Annotated in this window: 14 protein-coding genes; 8 read left to right on the forward strand and 6 right to left on the reverse strand. The window is 66.6% G+C overall.

Annotation, left to right across the window (positions count from 1 at the left end; genetic code table 11):
• The first annotated feature begins 161 nt into the window (after positions 1-161).
• From ASC89_RS00875 to ASC89_RS00885, 3 genes are all read left to right on the forward strand, one after another.
• A complete protein-coding gene (locus ASC89_RS00875; RefSeq protein WP_156384446.1) occupies positions 162-929 on the forward strand; it encodes a helix-turn-helix transcriptional regulator in 768 nt (255 codons plus the stop codon).
• 103 nt (positions 930-1,032) lie between these two features.
• A complete protein-coding gene (locus tag ASC89_RS00880; protein ID WP_274532680.1) occupies positions 1,033-3,615 on the forward strand; it encodes an autotransporter domain-containing protein in 2,583 nt (860 codons plus the stop codon).
• Between the two features lie 103 nt (positions 3,616-3,718).
• On the forward strand, positions 3,719-6,823 hold the full coding sequence (locus ASC89_RS00885; RefSeq protein ID WP_055993908.1) for an autotransporter domain-containing protein: 3,105 nt from the start codon (positions 3,719-3,721) through the stop codon (positions 6,821-6,823).
• Between the two features lie 127 nt (positions 6,824-6,950).
• Here ASC89_RS00885 and ASC89_RS00890 read toward each other — a convergent pair whose 3' ends face one another.
• Genes ASC89_RS00890 through ASC89_RS00900 form a run of 3 tightly spaced genes read right to left on the reverse strand, consistent with a single transcriptional unit; the run spans position 6,951 to position 10,481 of the window.
• The gene (locus ASC89_RS00890) at positions 6,951-7,901 is read right to left on the reverse strand and encodes a substrate-binding domain-containing protein (protein WP_055993910.1); all 951 of its coding nucleotides are present in this window, start codon (positions 7,899-7,901) and stop codon (positions 6,951-6,953) included.
• Positions 7,902-7,954: 53 nt separating this feature from the next.
• Positions 7,955-8,959 (reverse strand): ABC transporter permease, encoded by a 1,005-nt coding sequence (locus tag ASC89_RS00895; RefSeq protein ID WP_200940408.1) that lies wholly within the window; start codon positions 8,957-8,959, stop codon positions 7,955-7,957.
• Positions 8,940-10,481 carry a sugar ABC transporter ATP-binding protein gene (locus ASC89_RS00900; protein ID WP_055993914.1) on the reverse strand — a complete coding sequence of 514 codons (1,542 nt, stop codon included), beginning with the start codon at positions 10,479-10,481 and terminating at the stop codon, positions 8,940-8,942. The genes ASC89_RS00895 and ASC89_RS00900 overlap by 20 nt, the downstream gene beginning before the upstream one ends.
• A 204-nt stretch (positions 10,482-10,685) precedes the next feature.
• On the opposite strand from ASC89_RS00900, the gene ASC89_RS00905 reads away from it, so the two are divergent.
• Positions 10,686-11,717, forward strand: a complete 1,032-nt coding sequence (locus tag ASC89_RS00905; RefSeq protein ID WP_055993916.1) for a LacI family DNA-binding transcriptional regulator — start codon at positions 10,686-10,688, stop codon at positions 11,715-11,717.
• Between the two features lie 161 nt (positions 11,718-11,878).
• Here the strand turns inward: ASC89_RS00905 and ASC89_RS00910 are convergent, their stop codons facing one another.
• Positions 11,879-12,601, reverse strand: a complete 723-nt coding sequence (locus ASC89_RS00910; RefSeq protein ID WP_055993918.1) for a cytochrome c biogenesis CcdA family protein — start codon at positions 12,599-12,601, stop codon at positions 11,879-11,881.
• 6 nt (positions 12,602-12,607) lie between these two features.
• The gene (locus tag ASC89_RS00915; protein ID WP_055993920.1) at positions 12,608-13,024 is read right to left on the reverse strand and encodes a thioredoxin family protein; all 417 of its coding nucleotides are present in this window, start codon (positions 13,022-13,024) and stop codon (positions 12,608-12,610) included.
• 222 nt (positions 13,025-13,246) lie between these two features.
• Between ASC89_RS00915 and ASC89_RS00920 the strand changes: the two genes are divergently transcribed.
• From ASC89_RS00920 to ASC89_RS00935, 4 genes are all read left to right on the forward strand, one after another.
• A complete protein-coding gene (locus tag ASC89_RS00920; RefSeq protein ID WP_055993922.1) occupies positions 13,247-14,170 on the forward strand; it encodes a sulfurtransferase in 924 nt (307 codons plus the stop codon).
• 315 nt (positions 14,171-14,485) lie between these two features.
• On the forward strand, positions 14,486-15,697 hold the full coding sequence (locus ASC89_RS00925) for a YeeE/YedE family protein (RefSeq protein ID WP_055993924.1): 1,212 nt from the start codon (positions 14,486-14,488) through the stop codon (positions 15,695-15,697).
• Positions 15,698-16,049: 352 nt separating this feature from the next.
• The gene (locus ASC89_RS00930) at positions 16,050-16,658 is read left to right on the forward strand and encodes a DUF6969 family protein (RefSeq protein ID WP_055993926.1); all 609 of its coding nucleotides are present in this window, start codon (positions 16,050-16,052) and stop codon (positions 16,656-16,658) included.
• Complete coding sequence (locus tag ASC89_RS00935) at positions 16,655-17,077, forward strand: GNAT family N-acetyltransferase (protein WP_055993928.1); 423 nt, start codon at positions 16,655-16,657, stop codon at positions 17,075-17,077. Before ASC89_RS00930 ends, ASC89_RS00935 begins: the two co-directional genes overlap by 4 nt.
• Before the next feature lie 160 nt (positions 17,078-17,237).
• Here ASC89_RS00935 and ASC89_RS00940 read toward each other — a convergent pair whose 3' ends face one another.
• On the reverse strand, positions 17,238-18,356 hold the full coding sequence (locus ASC89_RS00940; protein WP_055993930.1) for an anhydro-N-acetylmuramic acid kinase: 1,119 nt from the start codon (positions 18,354-18,356) through the stop codon (positions 17,238-17,240).
• Between the last annotated feature and the right edge of the window lie 10 nt (positions 18,357-18,366).

Genomic DNA, 18,366 nt, shown 5'->3' on the forward strand with positions numbered 1-18,366 from the left:
GCCTGGGCCATCCGTGTCTGGTGAAGGTAGCAAAGGGAAATGACGACGAGGCCGAGCCAACCGCTCGGCCCGCTTTTTTTCTGCCTGATGTCCGCTGCGCGGGTTACTGAGTGCCTCATCTGTGCTTTGTCTGTAGCCCAGCCAGGGAGGAAGCGCGCTTGGTGAACAGCACCCATGCCGAACGGATCCACGCGCTCTGGGATGAGCTGTCGGATTTCGATGTCAGCCAGTCGGAGGCTGCCGCCGCTCACCTGATGCAGAGCCTCGTCGGGCTGGCGGGGGTAGAGAACGCCGCCTGGGCCGGCGCTGTTCGCGTTGGCGGACCGGACGACCCGCTGTTCGGCTGGCGGGTGGCGCCGGTGAAGACCACCGATCCCGACCTCGACCCGGATCAGGCCCATTTCAACGTGCTGCCGGCCTGGGATGAGCGCGATATCGATCCGTGTTTCCTGCTGCCGATGCGCAATGTGGGGGCGTTCCGGACCTATTCGCTGCGCCGCGAATTGCCGGCCGCATGGTTCGAGTCATCCTTCTACCGCCGGCAATATGGCGGCGCCGGCATCTATGACGCCGTATTCGTCGGCTTCCCGCTCAACGAGGACTGCGAGTCGCATTTCGGCTTTTACGCCAGCCAGCCCGTCGCCGACGAAACCATCGAACTGCTCGCCTACGCGCTGCGCGGCATCAAGTGGTTCCACCGCCAGCTGCTGATGAGCCATGGCCTGTTGCTTGCCTCCGCGCCGCTGACCCCCACCGAGCACAAGGTGCTGCAGCTGCTGCTCACTGAAGCCACCGAGAAGCGCGTCGCCCATCAACTCGGCCTCGCCGAATCCACCACGCACCAGCACGTCGTCGCCATTTTCCGCAAGTTCGGCGTACGTAGCCGCGCCGGCTTGATGAGCCTGTGGTTCAACCGTCCTGCGGCCTGACCTCCCCACTGTTTAGTAGGGATGACGCCGTCGCGCTCCGCCTCCTAAATAATCCTGCATCCCGCATCGTGCGACCGATTTGCGGGATGAGGGAGTGGGAACATTGGCTGAATTCCATGCGGTGGCGCAACCGGCCGTTCCCATGCGCGGCAGAGGTGTCGGGCCGCTGCTGCTCTGTACGGCGTCGATTGCCCTTGTGGCGGCGATCGATGCCGCCCCCGCTCTGGCAGCGGACCACACCATCACGACCGCGGTTGCCGGTGGCAATGGCTCCACCGGCAGCGCCGATGCCGGCGGCAGCGGTGGCCTGGCCGGCATGGGCGTGGGACAGGGCGGCACTGGTGGCAACGGGGGCACCGGGCCGAGCGGCACAGCAGGCACAGCAGGCACCGCAGGCACTGGTGGCGGCTCCGGCGGGGGTCACCAAGAAGCTCCGGGAGGTGCTACTGGCGGCGGTGGCGCCGGCGCCGATTCCGGTGCATTCGGCGCCGGAATGGGCGGCGGCGGCGGCGGTGGCAGCGGCATGATCTATGCCGGCAACCAGAATATCACCGTTACCAGCACCGGCAGCGTGTCGGGCGGCGATGGCGGCCTAGGCGGCGTGGGCCATCGCCACAACGCCGGCAGCCCCGGCGGCGGCGGCGACGGCATCACGCTGATCGCCTCGAACAACTCGGTCATCACGGTGGCGGCCGGCGCCACCGTGAAAGGTGGCAAGGGTGTCGGCGGTGTTGGTAACCCTAGTCAGGGCGGCAACGGCATCTCGCTGCAGGGCAACGGGGGCACGATCATCGTCGCTGGGACGGTGGCCGCTGGCGGCCAGGAACTTCGGGGCAATGCTGCCGAGGAAGTGTTCAACAATGCCATTGTGCTGGTCGGCGACTCCAACCGCATCGAGCTTCGCGCCGGCGGTGTCATCACCGGCCACGTCATTGCCGTTGGCGCACAGAACGAACTGACCCTGGGCGGCGATGACGACGCCAGCTTCGATGCGTCGACCCTCGGCACCCAGTTTGAGGGCCTCGACCTGCATAAGGCCGGCGCCAGCACCTGGACGCTGACGGGTGACGGCGCGGCATTTGCCGGCACGACTACCGCCTCGGGCGGCAAGCTCGTGGTGAATGGCCATCTGGGTGGCGCAATCCAAATCGCCAGCGGCGGCCAGTTGGGCGGCACCGGCACGCTCGGCACCGCCGGCTCCACCGTCACCATTGCCGCCGGCGGCGTGCATGCGCCGGGCAACTCCATCGGCACCCAGATCATTGCCGGCAACTACGTCAACCACGGCACCCTCAGCGTCGAGGCCGAGCCAACTGGGGCCGACAAGCTGGTGGTCGCCGACACCGTCGACATCAGCGGCGCCACGCTCGAGCTCCTCCTCTCGCCGGCCACGGCGTCGAGCTGGGACATCTTCAACGGACCCTTCACCCTGATCGACAAGCAGAGCGCTGGCGCCGTCACCGGCATGTTCGGCTCGGTCACCCAGAACCTGTTGTTCCTCGATGCCACCCTCGACTACGCCGGCGGCGACGGCAATGACGTGACGCTGGAGCTGCAGCGCAACGACATCGCCTTTGCCGAACTCGGCAGCACCCCCAACCAGGTCGCGACAGCTGCCGCCATCGATACGCTCGGTGGTGGCAATCCGGTTTGGACCTCGATCGCACTGACCGGCGACGAGGACGTCGTCCGCGCCAGCTTCGACGCGCTGTCGGGCGAACTCCACGCCAGTCTGAAGAGCGCGCTGATCGAGGACAGCCGCTTCGTCCGCGACGCCATGAACGACCGGCTGCGCTCGGCTTTCGATACGGCCGGGGCGAGCTACATCCCTGTGCTGTCCTATGCCGCCGGCGAAACCCCGCTGCTGGTCGAGCCCGACCATTCCGGCCCCACCATCTGGGTCGACGGTTTCGGCGCCTGGGGCAATATCGATGGCGACGGCAACGCAGAGGGGCTCGAACGCTCCACTGGCGGCATGCTGGTCGGCCTCGATGCGCCGGTCGGCGATTGGCGCATCGGCCTTCTCGCCGGCTACGGCCGGTCAGCGTTCTCCACCGCTTCGAGCACCAACTATCACTTCGGCGTCTATGCCGGCGTCGAGTGGGACAAGCTCGCCGTCCGTGGCGGCTTCGCTTACGCACGTCACGACATCGACACCAGCCGTGGTGTGGCAATTCCCGGCATCACCGAAACCTTGACCGCCGGCTACGGCGCCAGCACCGTCCAGGCCTTCGGCGAACTGGCCTACGGCTTCGATGTCGGCGCGACCCGCATCTCGCCCTTCGCCAACCTTGCTTATGTCAGCCTCAATACCGATGGCTTCACCGAAGCCGGCGGCGACGCCGCACTTAACGGTGCGGCCGGCACCACCGCCAGCAGCTTCACCACGCTTGGCCTGCGCCTCGAGCACGGCTTCACCGTCGGCGCCATCGATGGCACGCTCTCCGGCATGCTCGGCTGGCGGCACGCCTTCGGCGACACCACGCCCGAGAGCATTCACGCCTTCACCGGCTCCGACAGCTTCCTCATATCAGGCGTTCCGATCGCGCCCGATACCGCGGTGATCGAAGCCGGCCTCGACCTGAACCTGGCCCCCGGCGCCACGCTTGGTCTCGCCTACGCCGGCCAGATCGCCGCTGACGCCCGCGACCACGCCATCAAAGCCAGCCTCGATGTCGCGTTCTGACCCGCCGCCAATGCAAGAGCCTCTTTGCCGTATGAGCCTCGTTCAAAGGTATGTGAGCCGATTCACTTCGACGCAGGCGTGTCAAACACCACAGGCAGTTCCGATGTCGCAAGCCGAACGCTCACTGCGGTTCCTGCTCAGATCGACCGCTCTCGTGGGGATTGCCGTTTTTCCGTCCATGGCGACGGCGGCTGACTGGACCGGCGCCGTCTCGTCCGACTGGTTCACCGCTGGGAACTGGTCGACGGGCGTTCCGACTGGCGCAGACATCGTGAACATCAACACCGCTACTCCCAACGCGGCGGTGGTCGGCGCGGCCGCGGCGCAGGCGAATAGCCTCCGCATCGGCGATGGCACGCTGACGATCCAGAGCGGCGGCGGGGTGAGCAGCGTCATCGGTTACATAGGTTACGGTTCCGGCACGACCGGCACGGTGACCGTCACCGGCGCCGGCTCGTCCTGGGCCAATTCTGGTGACCTCGACGTCGGCGAGCAAGGCACTGGCACGCTGACGATCCTGAACGGCGGTAAGGTGAGCAACTCGGACGGCTACCTGGGCCGCATCGACGGCTCGACTGGCATTGCGACGGTCGATGGCGCCGGCTCGTCATGGATCAATTCTGGTGATCTCGATATCGGCAGGGGCGGATCCGGCACGCTGACGATCCAGAATGGTGGCATGGTAAGCAACGACTACGCGACCATTGGCGGCGCCGGCACGGTGACCGTCACCGGCGCCGGCTCGTCCTGGACCAGTGCTGGTCTTCTCACTGTCGGCAGGGACCATGCCGGCACCGGCACCGGCACGTTGACGATCCAGAACGGCGGCGCGGTGAGCAGTGACACCGGCCGCATCGGCAAGGATTCCGGCACCACCGGCACGGTTACCGTTGACGGCGCCGGCTCGTCCTGGACCAATTCCGGTACTCTCGAAGTCGGCTATGACGCCACCGGCACGCTGACGATCCAGAATGGCGGCGCGGTCAGCAACGCGATCGGCCACATCGGTTACGAAGCCGACTCGACCGGCACGGTGACGGTCGATGGTGCCGGCTCGTCCTGGACCAATGGAGGTGGTCTCCATGTCGGCAATTCCGGCACCGGCGAGCTGACGATCAGGAAGGGCGGCACGGTCAGCGACTCCAGCGGCTACATCGGTTACAATTCCGGTTCGACCGGCACGGTGACGGTCACCGACGCCGGCTCGTCCTGGGCCAGTTCCAGTCATCTCTTTGCGGGTTATGCAGGCACCGGCACGCTGACGATCGAGAGCGGCGGCGTGGTACGCAATCTCGGCGGCTACATCGGTTTCCAATCCGGATCGTCGGGCACGGTAACGGTCAGCGGCGCCGGCTCGCGGTGGCACAATGCTGCTGATCTCTATATCGGCAATTCCGGCAGCGGCACGTTGACGATCCAGAACGGCGGCACCGTAAAAGTCGTCGGCGCGGTCATCGTGGCCCTCAATGCAGGCTCGACAGGCGTGCTGAATATCGGCGCGGCGTCCGGTCAGGCGGCGGTGGCGCCTGGCACGCTGGATGCCCTAGGGGTCACATTTGCATCTGGCACTGATCGCATTGTCTTCAATCACACCGCATCGGATTACACTTTTGCACCGGGCATTTCGGGCGCAGGGTCGGTGACGGTCGAGGCCGGCACTACCATTTTCACCAACGTCAAGAGCTATAGCGGTCCGACAACGATCAATGGCGGAAAACTTGTCGTCGACGGATTAATTGCGTCGAGCACGACGATCAACGGCGGCACGCTCGCCGGCACCGGCAGCGTCGGGTCGGTGACCGTCAATTCCGGCGGCGTGGTGGCCCCGGGCAACTCGATCGGCACACTGCATGTTCCCGGCAACACCACCTTCAATGTCGGCTCGAACTACGAGGTGGAACTGAATGCCGCCGGCGCCTCCGACCTGATCGATGCGGTCGGGACGGCGACCATCAGCGGCGGCACGGTCCAGGCCATCGCGGCGCCTGGCCAATATGCGGCGTCGACCCAATACACGATCCTGACGGCAGCCGGCGGCGTCAATGGCACCTTTACCGGTGTCACGGTGAACTCGGCCTTCCTCGCGGCCTCGCTCGACTACGTTGGCGACGACGTCCTCCTCTCCCTCGACCGCATCAACGCCGCGATGTTCAACAATGCCGGCGAGACGCCGAACCAGCAGGCCGCCGGCGCTGGCCTCGACAGCGTTGCCGTCGGCAACACCATCGCCGAGAAACTGGCGCTGCAGAGCGACAGCGCCAAGCGCGCCGCACTCGACCAGCTTTCGGGCGAGCTTCATGCCTCGATCAAGACCGCGGGGCTCGAGGATAGCCGCTTCGTGCGCGAGGCGATCACTGATCGCCTGCTTGCGCTGCCTGCTGCTGACGCGCCAAACTTCTGGATCCACGGCTTCGGTGCCGTGGGCACAATCGACAGCGATGGCAACGCAGCGGAGTTCGGTCGCACGACCGGCGGATTGTTCGTCGGCGCCGACGGCGTGATTGCCGACGGCTGGCGGCTTGGCCTGCTCGGCGGCTACAGTATTGGCAACCATGACGTTCCGGGACGTGTCTCGTCGGCGTCGGCCGAGAGCTATGACGCGGCGATCTACACCGGTTTTGAAGCCGGTGGCCTCGGCTTCAAGCTCGGTGCCGACTACGCCGTACACTCGATCGTGACTGACCGGACGATCGCCTTCACCGGCTTCAGCGATGAGAATGTCGCCGCCTATGCCTCCCGGACCGCGCAGGTCTTTGGCGAAATCGGCTACAAGTTCGAAGCCGGCCCGGCCTGGTTCGAACCCTACGCAGCGGCCGCCTATGTCAGCCACTCAACCGACGGCTTCAGTGAGGCAGGCGGGGCGAGTGCGCTGACGGCCGAGGCCGATACACTGGCTGCTACCTTCACCACCCTCGGGTTCCGGGCGGCGACCAGCGTCGATCTTGGCGAGGCGACTGGTACTTTGCGAGGCTCGCTCGGGTGGCGCCACGCCTTTGGCGACACGACGCCGACCTCCACCGTGGCGTTCTCCGGTGGCGAACTCTTCACCGTTGCCGGGGTGCCATGGGCAGCCGATGCGGCGGTTGTCGATCTCGGTTTCGACATCGCCCTGCCCGGCGGCGCTACCTTCGGCGCCTCCTACTCGGGCGTGATCAGCGAAGGCGGCTACGACTACGGCGCCAAGGCGGAGTTGGCCTGGCAGTTCTGAGCTCGGTGTTCTCAGCGCCGACCTCCGCTTGTTGCGTTCGGCGACGGACCATGGGCGTTGATTACTCGCCGGACTTCCAAAAAAAGGGGCGCCGAAGCGCCCCTTCCAACACATCTCAAACGTTCGATCAGAACGGGCTCTCGGCGTCGAGGAACTCGGCGGCGTTGTCCTTGGTGATCAGGGTCGAATCGAGGATGTAGCGGCCGGCGACCTGGATGCCGCCGGTGAAGTGCGAGGTGGTCAGCTCGATCGCCGTGGCGATCATCGCCGGGCTGTAGCTGACATCGACGGGGACCAGCTTGTCGCCCGCCGCCACGCGCTGCAGCATCTGCTGCATGCCGGCGCCGCCGACGATGAACATGTCGTTCTCGCGGCCGGCCTGCTTGATCGCCTCGATGGCGCCCAATGCGATGTCGTCATCCTGCGCCCACACCGCCTTGATGTCGGGGAAGCGGGTCAGGAAGTCCTGCATCACCTTGAAGCCGTCATCGCGGTTCCAGTTGGCGAACTCGTCGTCCAGCACCTTGATGTTGGTGCCTTCGATGCCGGCAACGAACGCATCGAAGCGCTGCTGGTCGATCGGGATCGGCAGGCCGCGGAGGATCACGATGTTGCCGCCTTCCGGCAGCGCCTCTTTGAAGTATGCCGCCGAGTTGGCGCCGAGCCCCGGATTGTCGCCGGCGACATAGAGGTTTTCGACGCCGTTGATCGACAGCTGCCGGTCGACGACAGTGACGAACTTGCCGGCGTCCTTGACCTGCTTGATCGCCGAGGTCATCGCGTCCGGATCACCCGGCAGGATGACCAGCGCGTCGATGTTGCGGGTCGAGACCATATCCTCGATGTCGGCGATCTGCTTGGGCGCGTCGGGCGCCGAAGCGAAGACGAAATCGACATTCGGATAGGTGGTCTTCAGCCGCTCGATCGCCTGCTGCGCGAAGTAGTTGACGCCGCCGGTCCAGCCATGGTCGGCCGCCGGCACCGAGACGCCGATGGTGACCTTGTCCTGGGCCAAAGCGCTGCCGCCGAGAGCGCCGGCGATCACCGCCGCTCCCATGAGGGATTTCAGCAATTTCATGTAGTCCTCCCGTTGCTGCCCGCTCCTTGCGGGCATTGTGAAACCTGTTGGGCCTAGCTGGCGCGGCGACCCCGCTGCAGCAGCACGGCAAGAATGATGATGACGCCCTGGAACGCCCCGTTGAGGTAGGGGCTGATGAAGCTCTGGAGGTTCAGGATGTTGCCGATGAGCCCGAGGATCACCACGCCGACCACGGTGCCCCAGATCCGGCCATAGCCGCCCTTGAGCGTCGTGCCGCCGATGATCACCGCGGCGATCGCCTCGAGCTCCCAGAGCACGCCTGTGGTGCTCGAAGCCGAGCCGAGCCGCGGCACGTAAAGCAGCACCGCGACGCCGACCAGCACGCCCTGCAGGATGTAGGTCAAGAGCCGCACGTTATCGACACTGATCGAGGAATAGCGCGCCACCTGCTCGTTCGAGCCGATCGCCGCGCAGTAGCGCCCGAAAGCGGTGCGGCGCATGACGATCTCGCCGCCGATCGCCACCAGCGCGAAGACGATGATCGGCCATGGCACGCCGAACAACCCGTCGTAATAGACCGGCCGATAGAGGTCGGCGACCTGGAAGTTGAGCGACAGCGTCCCGCCATCGGCAAGGAAGGTGACCAGTGAGCGGAAGATGCCCATGGTGCCGAGCGTCACGATGAACGCCTCGATGCGGCCGCGGGTGATCATCAACCCGTTGCCGATACCGGCCCCGCCGCCGACCACGAGGCCCGCCGCCATGCCGAAAAGGACGACGCCCCAGGTGACGCCCATCGAGGGGATCAGCGAGTTCATCACGATGATCATGATGCCGGCGATCACCGCCGCCATCGAGCCAACCGACAGGTCGAGCCCGCCCGAGGTGATGACGAAGGTCGCGCCGATGGCGATGATGCCGATGAACGACGAACGCGCCAGGACGTTGGTGAGGTTGGAGTAGCTGAGGAAATTCTCGTTGAGCGAGATGCCGAGCAGCACCAGCAGCGCCAGCGCCAGCAGCGGGCCCACGGTCTTCAGGTCGAGGCGAAAGCCGCTTGCCGGCTTTACCGTTGCGTCAGGCGCTGATGCGCTCATCATTCCCACTCTGCTTGATGCCTGCGGCGTACCGCATGATTTCCGCCTCGGTGATCTCGGCGCCTTCCAGGAGGCCGGCCATGCGGCCCTCGCGCATCACCACCACGCGGTGGCTGAGCCCGATCACTTCCTGCATTTCCGACGAGATCACGATGATCGATTTACCCTCGGCGGCCAGCGCCGCGATGATGTGATAGATCTGCTGCTTGGTGCCCACATCGATGCCGCGCGTCGGCTCATCCATGATGATGATGTCGGGCTCCGACTCCATCGTCTTGCCCAGCATCAGCTTCTGCTGGTTGCCGCCCGATAGCCGCCCCACCGCCACCGAGGGGTCGCGCGCCCGGATGTCGAAGCGGCGCACGGCGCGATCGAGCGCCTTCTGCTCGCTGGAAAAATCGAGAAAGCCGGCCTTGAGGTGCTTGCCCAGCGTCAGCAGCGTCAGGTTGGGCCTGAGGCCCATATTGAGCAGCAGGCCTTTGCCCTTCCGATCCTTGGTCATGTAGGCGAGGCCGGCGCTGACCGACTGCGCCACCCGGGTGAAATTGACCGGCTTGCCGTTGACCTGCACTTCGCCGGCGGTGCGGTGCACCAGCCCGACGATCGCCTCGGCCACCGCGGTGCGGCCCGAGCCGATCAGCCCGGCAAAGCCGAGGATTTCGCCGCGCCGCATATCGAACGAGATGTTGCGCACCCCCGGCGCTTCGAGCTTGCGCACCGACAGCACGATGGGCGCATCGACATCCGGCTCGTGCTTAGGCGGATAGAGGTTGGTGAGTTCCCGGCCGACCATCATCTGCGCTGCCGAATCCGGCGTCATCACTTCGGTGCCGACCGTGGCGATCAACTGCCCGTCGCGTAGCACGGTGACGCGCTTGGCCAGCGCCATCACCTCGTCGAGCTTGTGCGAGATGAAGATGATGGCGACGCCGCGTGCCGTGAGCCGGCGGATCTGCTCGAACAGCGTCTGCGTCTCGCCCACCGACAGCACCGCGGTCGGCTCGTCCATGATCAGCACCCGGGCATCGCGGCTGATCGCCTTGGCGATCTCGACCATCTGCTTGTCGGCCACCGACAGCGTGCTGATGCGCGTATCGGGATCGACGTGGACATGCAGCGTTTCGAGGATCGAGCGGGCCTTCGCGCGCATCTGCTCCACATCGAGGAAGCCGAAGCGGCGGATCTCGCGGCCGAGAAAGATCGACTCGGCGACGGTCAGGTGCTCGGCGAGGTTGAGCTCCTGGTGGATCAGGACGATGCCCATCGCCTCGGCTTGGCCGTTGGGCGGCAGCACCATGGGTTTGCCGTCGAACATCACCGTGCCGGAGCTCGGCTGCTCGATGCCGGAAAGGATCTTGATGAGGGTCGATTTGCCCGCGCCATTCTCGCCGATCAGCGCATGCACTTCGCCGCGCCTGACCTCGAAATCGACGCTGAACAGCACCGGGACGTCGTTGAACGACTTCGAAATCCGGCTCGCCGCAAGGATTGGCGGCGCTGACGCGTCAGCGGCGTGCGACATCGATGAGCTCTCCCCCGGGAAGCGGCCGGTTCCTCCTGGCTCTGCTTCCGTGATCGGTGATGTAAAGGTTTTCATGACCTATGTAAAGGTTTACATGACGCATCATTGGTGTAGCCTCGCGACGTGACGACTGGCGGAAGCCGCGCCTTCTGATAAGGGATTCCTGGGGACCACCTCGCCGGATGGCGGTGGACGGAGCAGCGCGTGCAGCAACAGAAACTGGCTACGATTGAAGACGTTGCGGCCATTGCCGGCGTTTCCATCGCTACCGTCAGCCGCGCCATCAACGAACCCACCAAGGTCGCCGACGAGACGCGCCGCCGCGTCAACGAAGCCATCGCCCGCACCGGCTACACCACCAACGCCATGGCCCGCTCGCTGCGCATGCGGCGCTCCAACATGATCCTGATTCTGGCGCCCGATGTCGGCGACCCGAACTTCTCCAACATCCTTGTCGGGCTCGAGACCGAAGCCAGCAAGCGCGGCTATGGCGTGTTGATCGGCAATACCCAGAACGATGCCGAGCGCGAGGCCGACTATCTGCGCTTCATCAGTTCCAACCAGGCCGACGGGATGATCCTGCTCACCGGCCACCTGCCCTACGGCCATGCCCAGCCTGGCCAGGAAACCCGGCTGCCGCCGATGGTCGCGGTCAACGAGCCGGTGCCCGACAGCGACATCCCGTTCGTCGGCGTCGACAATTTCGAGGGTTCGCGGCTCGCTGCCGAACACCTGATTTCGCAGGGCCACCGCCGCATCGCCTTCATCGGCCGCTCCAGCAGCCGGGCGGTGAACAAGCTGCGCGAGCGCGGCTATCGCGCGGCGCTCGAAGCCGCCGGCATCGCCATCGACCCGCTGCTGATCCTCGATGGCGACGGCACCACCGAGAGCGGCCGCCAGGCCACCGAGCACATGTTCGTCCGCGACGTGCTGCCGACGGCGTTTCTGTGCATCAACGACGCCACGGCGCTCGGGGTGATCATCGCCCTCAATGCCCGCCGCTACGACCTGCCGCGCCAGTTCTCGGTGATGGGCTTCGACGACATCTCGTTCGCCAGCTTCGTCACCCCCTCGCTCACCACCATGAAGCAGCCGCGTTTGCGGATCGGCGAGGCCGCCATGGACATGCTGCTCGGCCTGCTCGAAGGCAACCGCCCCGACCGCAACAGTGTGCTGCTGCGATCAGAGCTGATCGTTCGGAATTCGGTGGCGCCGCCACGGTCGTCGCTGCCTTAGGGCTCGAGTTAGGCCACCGCCTCGCCTCCCCCACCGGCTGTCATCCCAGCGAAGGCTGGGACCCAACGCGCCTCAGCACCAGCGGGTAGATGGGTCCCAGCTTTCGCTGGGATGACACCGAGTTGTTGGGACGAACTGTGCTGTCCAATGGCGGAACGGCCTCAGCTCACCGAAACCTGCGGCTCCCAGCTCGTCAGCAACCCTTCCCACCCCGGGAACCATTCGAGCAGCAGAATCTGCACGTTGCGGTCCCAACCGAGCCAGATGGCGAGCGCCGTCAGCAACAGCACGATCCCGAAGATCCGCTGGATGGTGGCGGCATGGCTCTGGAACCAGCCGAGCCGGCGCACCAGTTGCCGGCCGCCCAACAGCACCGCCGCCATCGGCAAGGCGGTGCCGAGCGAGAAGGCGAGCGTCACCGCAACCGCGCCAAAACCCACCGACTGGTTGAGCGCCAGCGTGATCACCGACGCCATGATCGGCCCGACACAGGGGCTCCAGGCGAGGCCGAGCCCCACGCCCACCACCACGCCACCGCCGAAGCCGGTGCTCTGGCTGGCGGGCGCCCGTCCGGCAAGCCCGCTCGCCAGCCGCTCGAACTGCAGCTGCAGCCCGGGGATGACCAGCACCAGGCCGAGAATGGCGAGGACCACGGCACTCAGCGTGCGGTTTATGTCGGGCGGCACACCCAAGAGCCGCACCAGTGCGCTCAGCGCCAGCGTCGCCGCGGTAAAGGCGAGGACGAAGCCGACGATCACCCCGATCGGACGCGCCTTGCCCTCCTGCGTCGCCGTCGCGAGGATCATCGGCAACAGCGGCAGCACGCAGGGGGAGAGGATGGTGATGACGCCCGCGACGAAGGCGAGCGCGATAGTTGCCAGCATCAGCGGTCAGAGCGCGCTGGTATGGGCGTTGAGGCCGTTGACCCCACCGCTGTTCCACAGCTCCACGCCCTTGCCGTCCTGGTCGAGCAGCACGAACGTATCCTGGTAGGTGACGCCGAAGCGGGCCTTCAGCGCCTGCTCTTTGTCATAGTCGGCAATCACCAGTGTCAGGCCCGGGTTGACCTCGTCCCAGCGGGCATTGAGTTCGGTCACCGTGGCCCGGCAGTTCGGGCACCAGGCGGCATAGAAGAACACCACCGTCGTGCCCTTGGCGGCGAGCTCGGCGAGCTGCGCATCCCCCTCGTAGGAGAGCACCTGGGATTGAGGCGCTGCGACAGCCGCATCCTCGGCAATGGCCGGAACGATTGTGGCAGGCAGCAGCAGGAATAGGGAGGTGAGAAGCAGGCGGAGCAATGGGCGCATGAAATGGTTTTCCGGCACGACGAGCCGTCGATTTGATCGGCATTATCGCCTGCACCTGCGCGTATGCCTATGGGTTCACAAGGAAATTGATTGCCGCGAGGCCATCGCATGGCGACGGAAATTCCTGCCTTGCCCTGCAATTTGGAAACCTGTCGGCAGCATCGCACGGGGCGATGCGATTATGATGCCAACAAGTTCATGCTCGAGAGTGAGAATACTTCAATGCGTTTCAACGTCCTCGCTACGGCGCTCGTCCTCGGCCTTGCTGCCGCCGGCAGCGCGCAGGCCGAACGGCTGACCGATCAACCGCTGGTCGATGCCGCCTGGCTCAACAGCCAGCTCGGCAAGCCCGACCTGGTGATCATCGACATCCGCGACACCCCCAAGGATGGCACTGCCCCCTATGCCGCCGGCCACGTGCCGGGCGCTGTGGAAGCGCAGTACGCCGCCTATGGCTGGCGCGCCAAGATCGACGGCGCTCCGGGCCTGCTCCCCAAGCTCGAGGATATTTCGGCCAAGATCGCGGCGCTCGGCGTCAGCGACGACACCCAGGTGGTGATCGTACCGGCCGGCAGCGATGTCGCCGAATTCGGCGGCGCCACCCGCGTCTACTGGACTTTCAAGGTACTCGGCCACGACAATGTCACCGTGCTCGACGGCGGCTACAAGGCCTGGGCCGATGCCGGCCAGGCGGTCTCGACCGACGTCGTCACCCCGGTGGCCGGCAGCTTCACCGCCAAGCCGCGGCCGGAGCTGCGCGCCGAAGTGGCTGAAGTGGAAGAGGCGATCGCCAGCGACACCAACCTGATCGATGCCCGCTCGGTGGCGCAGTTCATCGGCAAGGAAAAGACCAACACGGTGCAGTCGCTCGGCTCCATCCCGACCGCGGTGAACCTCAACTTCGACAAGTTCTGGGACAAGGACGCCGGCAAGTTCGCGTCCAAGGCCTCGATCGATGCGCTGGTGCAGCAGGCCGGCGTCACCGACACCGACGGGCTGATCACCTTCTGCAACACCGGGCACCTCGCCTCGATCGCCTGGTTCGGCCTCTCCGAGGTCGCCGGCCTCAAGGGCGTGCGCCTCTATGACGGCTCGATGTCGCAGTGGACCCTCGACCCGGCCCGCCCCGTGGTGGTGCAGAACTAAGGCGTTCGAACCACCCACGGTGTCACCCGGCCTGCTGCATCTTGTGCGGAGTCGTGCCCACCCACCGGCTGTCATCCCAGCGGAAGCTGGGACCCATCTATCAGCTGGTGCGGGCGGTGAGTTGGGTCCCAGCTTTCGCTGGGATGACACCGAGTCTGGGGTTCTGCCAGAGGCCAAGTTCACCGGTGGGTAGGTCGGAATTCACCAGACCTAACCGCCCCTTCGACCAATCACTTATGGCGCCCGAGATTGCGATCTCGGGCGCTGCGCTTTACCAGAGGTCGTAGACTTTCGACCGTTCAGGATCAGACTTCCGTGACAGACATCAGCGCGTCTCCGGCCCCTTCCTTCAGCTGGCCCAAGCTCGACCGCGGCCCGGTGATCGTGGCCCTCGCCATGTTCGTCATCGGCAGCGTGGTGATCGGCCAGGTGGTCGACCTGCGCCAGACCGTGCTGTTCCTGATCGGCGGCCTGCTCGGCGCGACGCTCTATCACGCCTCGTTCGGCTTCACCGGCGGCTGGCGGCGGCTGGTGGTCGAAAGGCGCGGCGCCGCCGTGCGCGCCCAGATGCTGATGGTCGCCATCGCCACCATCGTCTTCATTCCGCTGCTCGCCGGTGGTTCTGCCTTCGGCCGCCCGCTGGTCGGCGCTGTGGCTCCGGTCGGCGTCTCGGTCGTGATTGGTGCTGCCATTTTCGGGCTCGGCATGCAGTTGGGCGGCGGCTGCGGCTCGGGCACGCTGTTCACCGTCGGCGGCGGCAGCGCTCGCATGCTGGTGACGCTTGCCGCTTTCATCTTCGGCGCACTGCTCGGCACCGCCCACCTCCCGTGGTGGCTGGCGCAGCCATCGCTGCCCAGCATCAGTCTCGGCACCAGCCTTGGCGCGCCGCTGGCCATCATCGTGACGCTTGCCGGCCTCGCTGCCGTCGCCGGCATCACCGTGCTGATCGAACGCCGCGCCCATGGCGGGCTCGAACAGGCATCGAAGCCGAAGACCCGCGGGCTGTCGCGCCTGCTGCAGGGGCCGTGGCCATTGGTCGGCGCCGCGGTGCTCCTGGCGCTGCTCAATATCGCCACGCTGCTGATCGCCGGGCATCCCTGGTCGATCACCTATGGCTTTGGCCTCTGGGGCGCCAAACTCGCCCAGTCGGTCGGCGTGCCGGTCGAAACCTGGGCGTTCTGGACCGCCCCGGCTCAGGCCCAGGCGCTCAGCCGCAGCGTGCTGTTCGACATCACCTCGGTGATGGATTTCGGCATCCTGCTCGGCGCGGCCCTCGGCGCTGGGCTCGCCGGCAAGTTCGCCCCCAAGGCCGACCTGCCGCTCAAATCGGCGCTCGCTGCGGTGATTGGCGGCCTGCTGATGGGCTATGGCGCCCGGCTGTCGTTCGGCTGCAATATCGGCGCGCTGTTCAGCGGCATCGCCTCGGGGAGCCTGCATGGCTGGGTCTGGTTCGCCGCCGCCTTCGCCGGCAGCTTTGTCGGCATCGCGCTGCGTCCGGTGTTCGGTCTCGACGGGTTCAAGAAATGAGCGGTTCGCGTAACACCCTGCTGTTCGGCGCCGCGCTGCTCGCCGCCACTGCGGCCGTCGCCGCCGACCACATCAGCCGCGGCAGCGGCGCCGCGGCCCCCACGGCAGTCACCGCGGGCGCCGATGCGGCCCCCTGTGCCGCGGCCTCACCCTGCGCGGCTGAATCGCCCTGCGCCGCCTCGTCTCCTTGCGCCGCAGCTTCGCCTTGTGCGGCGGCCGCCCCCTGCGCTGCAGCCGCCCCATGTGCCGCAGCGGCTCCCTGCGCTGCAGCCGCTCCTTGTGCCGCAGCTGCTCCCTGCGCTGCGGCAGCTCCTTGCGCCGCGGCCGCGCCCTGTGCGGCAGGCAGCCTCTGATGACCGACGCCGCGGAGCGGCTTCGCGCGGCGCAGGAAGCGCTGTTCTGCGAGGAGGTACTGCGCAAAGGCGGTGATAACGTGCTGCACGCCACCTTGCGTGATGCGCCGGTGATCGCCTGGAGCCACTACCCGCCCGGCGACGTCTACGACCCGGCCTCGGGCGGCCAGTGGTACTATCACTGCCACATCCCGGCAGCCGAAGCCGAGCACGGCCACTTCCATTGCTTCGTCCGCCCCGACGGCAAGGATGGTCCGGTGCATCACCTGATTGCCGTCGGCGTCGATGCGCATGGCCGGCTGCAGCGGCTATTCACCGTCAACCAGTGGGTGGTCGGCGACAGCTGGCTCGATGCCGAACCGAGCATCGCCCTGCTCGATCGCTTCGACATTGAGATGCCGCAGCCCTCCTACCTCACCAACCGCTGGCTGAGCGCCATCCTCCGGCTCTACGCCGACGAGATCGCCACGCTGATCCGGCAGCGCGACGCGACCCTCGCGGCGCGCCAGGCGCCGGGTGGCGCACCGATCCGCGACGATCGCACGCTGGAGGTCACCTCGGAACTGCGCGTCGACCTCGCGTCCACGGTTCGGGCCCTGAGCCAATGAGCTACCTTGCGATCAGCGTCACCGAAACGCCGGCAGCCGAGGACCTCGCACTCATCAGCGGCCAGCTCACCGCCTTCAACGAAGCCGATGTCGGCCCGGCCGACCGCCGTCCGCTGGCCGTGGTCGTTCGCGATGACGCCGGCAGCATCGTCGCCGGCATTTCCGGCTACACCGCCTGGGGCTGGCTCTACGTGCAGTGGCTGTGGGTCGCCGAGGATCAGCGCGGCGCCGGCCTCGCCGGCCGCATGCTGGCGGCGGCGGAGGCCGACGCCAAAGCCCGCGGCTGCCACAGCGCCTATATCGACACCTTCAGCCCGGTGGCGCTGAAGACCTATCAACGGGCGGGGTATCTGCCGTTCGGCGCGCTCGAGGATTTTCCCGAGGGGCGGACACGGACGTTTCTGCAGAAGCGGCTCTAGACTAGCGCCGGTGCGGGCTGACCCCCACCCTTGATCCCTCCCCGCAAGGGGGAGGGAGACGATGGAGCTTCGATGTCAGTGTCTGGGTCTCCCTCCCCCTTGCTTGCGGGGAGGGGACAGGGGTGGGGGTCCACAGCCACCGGCGGCAGCGGCGAGCCGCTCAAGCCGCCAGCCGTCCCCCCAGCAGCGGATGCGGCGCCCCCGTCGTCGTCGGAAAGCTGATCGGCAGGCCGCGCAGCACCCGCACGGCAAGAAACGCAAAGCACTCCGCTTCGATCGCATCGCCGCGCCAGCCGACGGTTTCCGCCGGGGCGGCCTCAACGCCGGCCCGCGCCTTCAGCATCTCCATCATCAGCGGGTTATGCCGCCCGCCACCCGAAACGATGAGCTTGCTCGGCCGGGTCGGCAGGAGGTCGAGCCCCTTGCCGACGGCGGCGGCCGTGAAGGCGGTGAGTGTCGCCGCGCCGGTGGCCGGGTCGAGCCCGTCAGCCATCGCCGAAGTGAAATCGAAGCGGTCGAGCGATTTGGGCGGCGGCGCGCTGAGATAGGGATGCTGCAAGAGCTTTGCGAGCCGCACCTCATCGACCGTACCGCTCCGCGCCAGCGCCCCGTCGCGATCCATCTCGCCCAGCCCATGCGCCTTCATGAAATCGTTGAGCGGCGCGTTGGCCGGGCCGGTATCGAAGGCGACCAGCCGGTCGGCGCCATCCCAATAGGTGACGTTGGCGACGCCGCCGAGGTTGAGCACGGCCGTCTCGCCATGCGTCCCGAGCCCGCGCAGTAGCGCCTGGTGGTAGATCGCAGCGAGCGGCGCGCCCTGCCCGCCGGCCCGCACGTCGGCCGAGCGGAAATCATAGGCGACCTTCACCCCGAGCAGCTGGTGCATCAGTTCGCCATCGCCGAGCTGCCGGGTGGCCCCGATCCGCCCCGGCTGCGGCGCCCGGTGCAGCACTGATTGGCCGTGAAAGCCGACGACGCCGATATCGGCCATGCCGAGCCCGGCGCTCTCCACCAGGTTCTTGACCGCCGCCGACTGCGCCCGGGTCAGCATCTCTTCCGCCTTGGCGAAGATGGCGGGATCCGGACCGTCGAAATTCCATTTGCGCGCCTCGGCCAGCGTCGCTTCGAGCGTATCGCGGATAGCCTGCGGATAAGGTGCCAGGGTATAGGCGCCGAAGCGCTCGATGCTCTCGCCGTCAGTTTTGAGGAGCGCCACGTCGATATTGCCGTCGAGCACGGTGCCGGTCATCAGTCCCACGGCCCAGATCGGTGCTGGCATGGTTCTTCCC

The sequence above is a fragment of the Devosia sp. Root413D1 genome (assembly GCF_001425235.1).
In the GTDB taxonomy this organism is placed as follows: domain Bacteria; phylum Pseudomonadota; class Alphaproteobacteria; order Rhizobiales; family Devosiaceae; genus Devosia_A.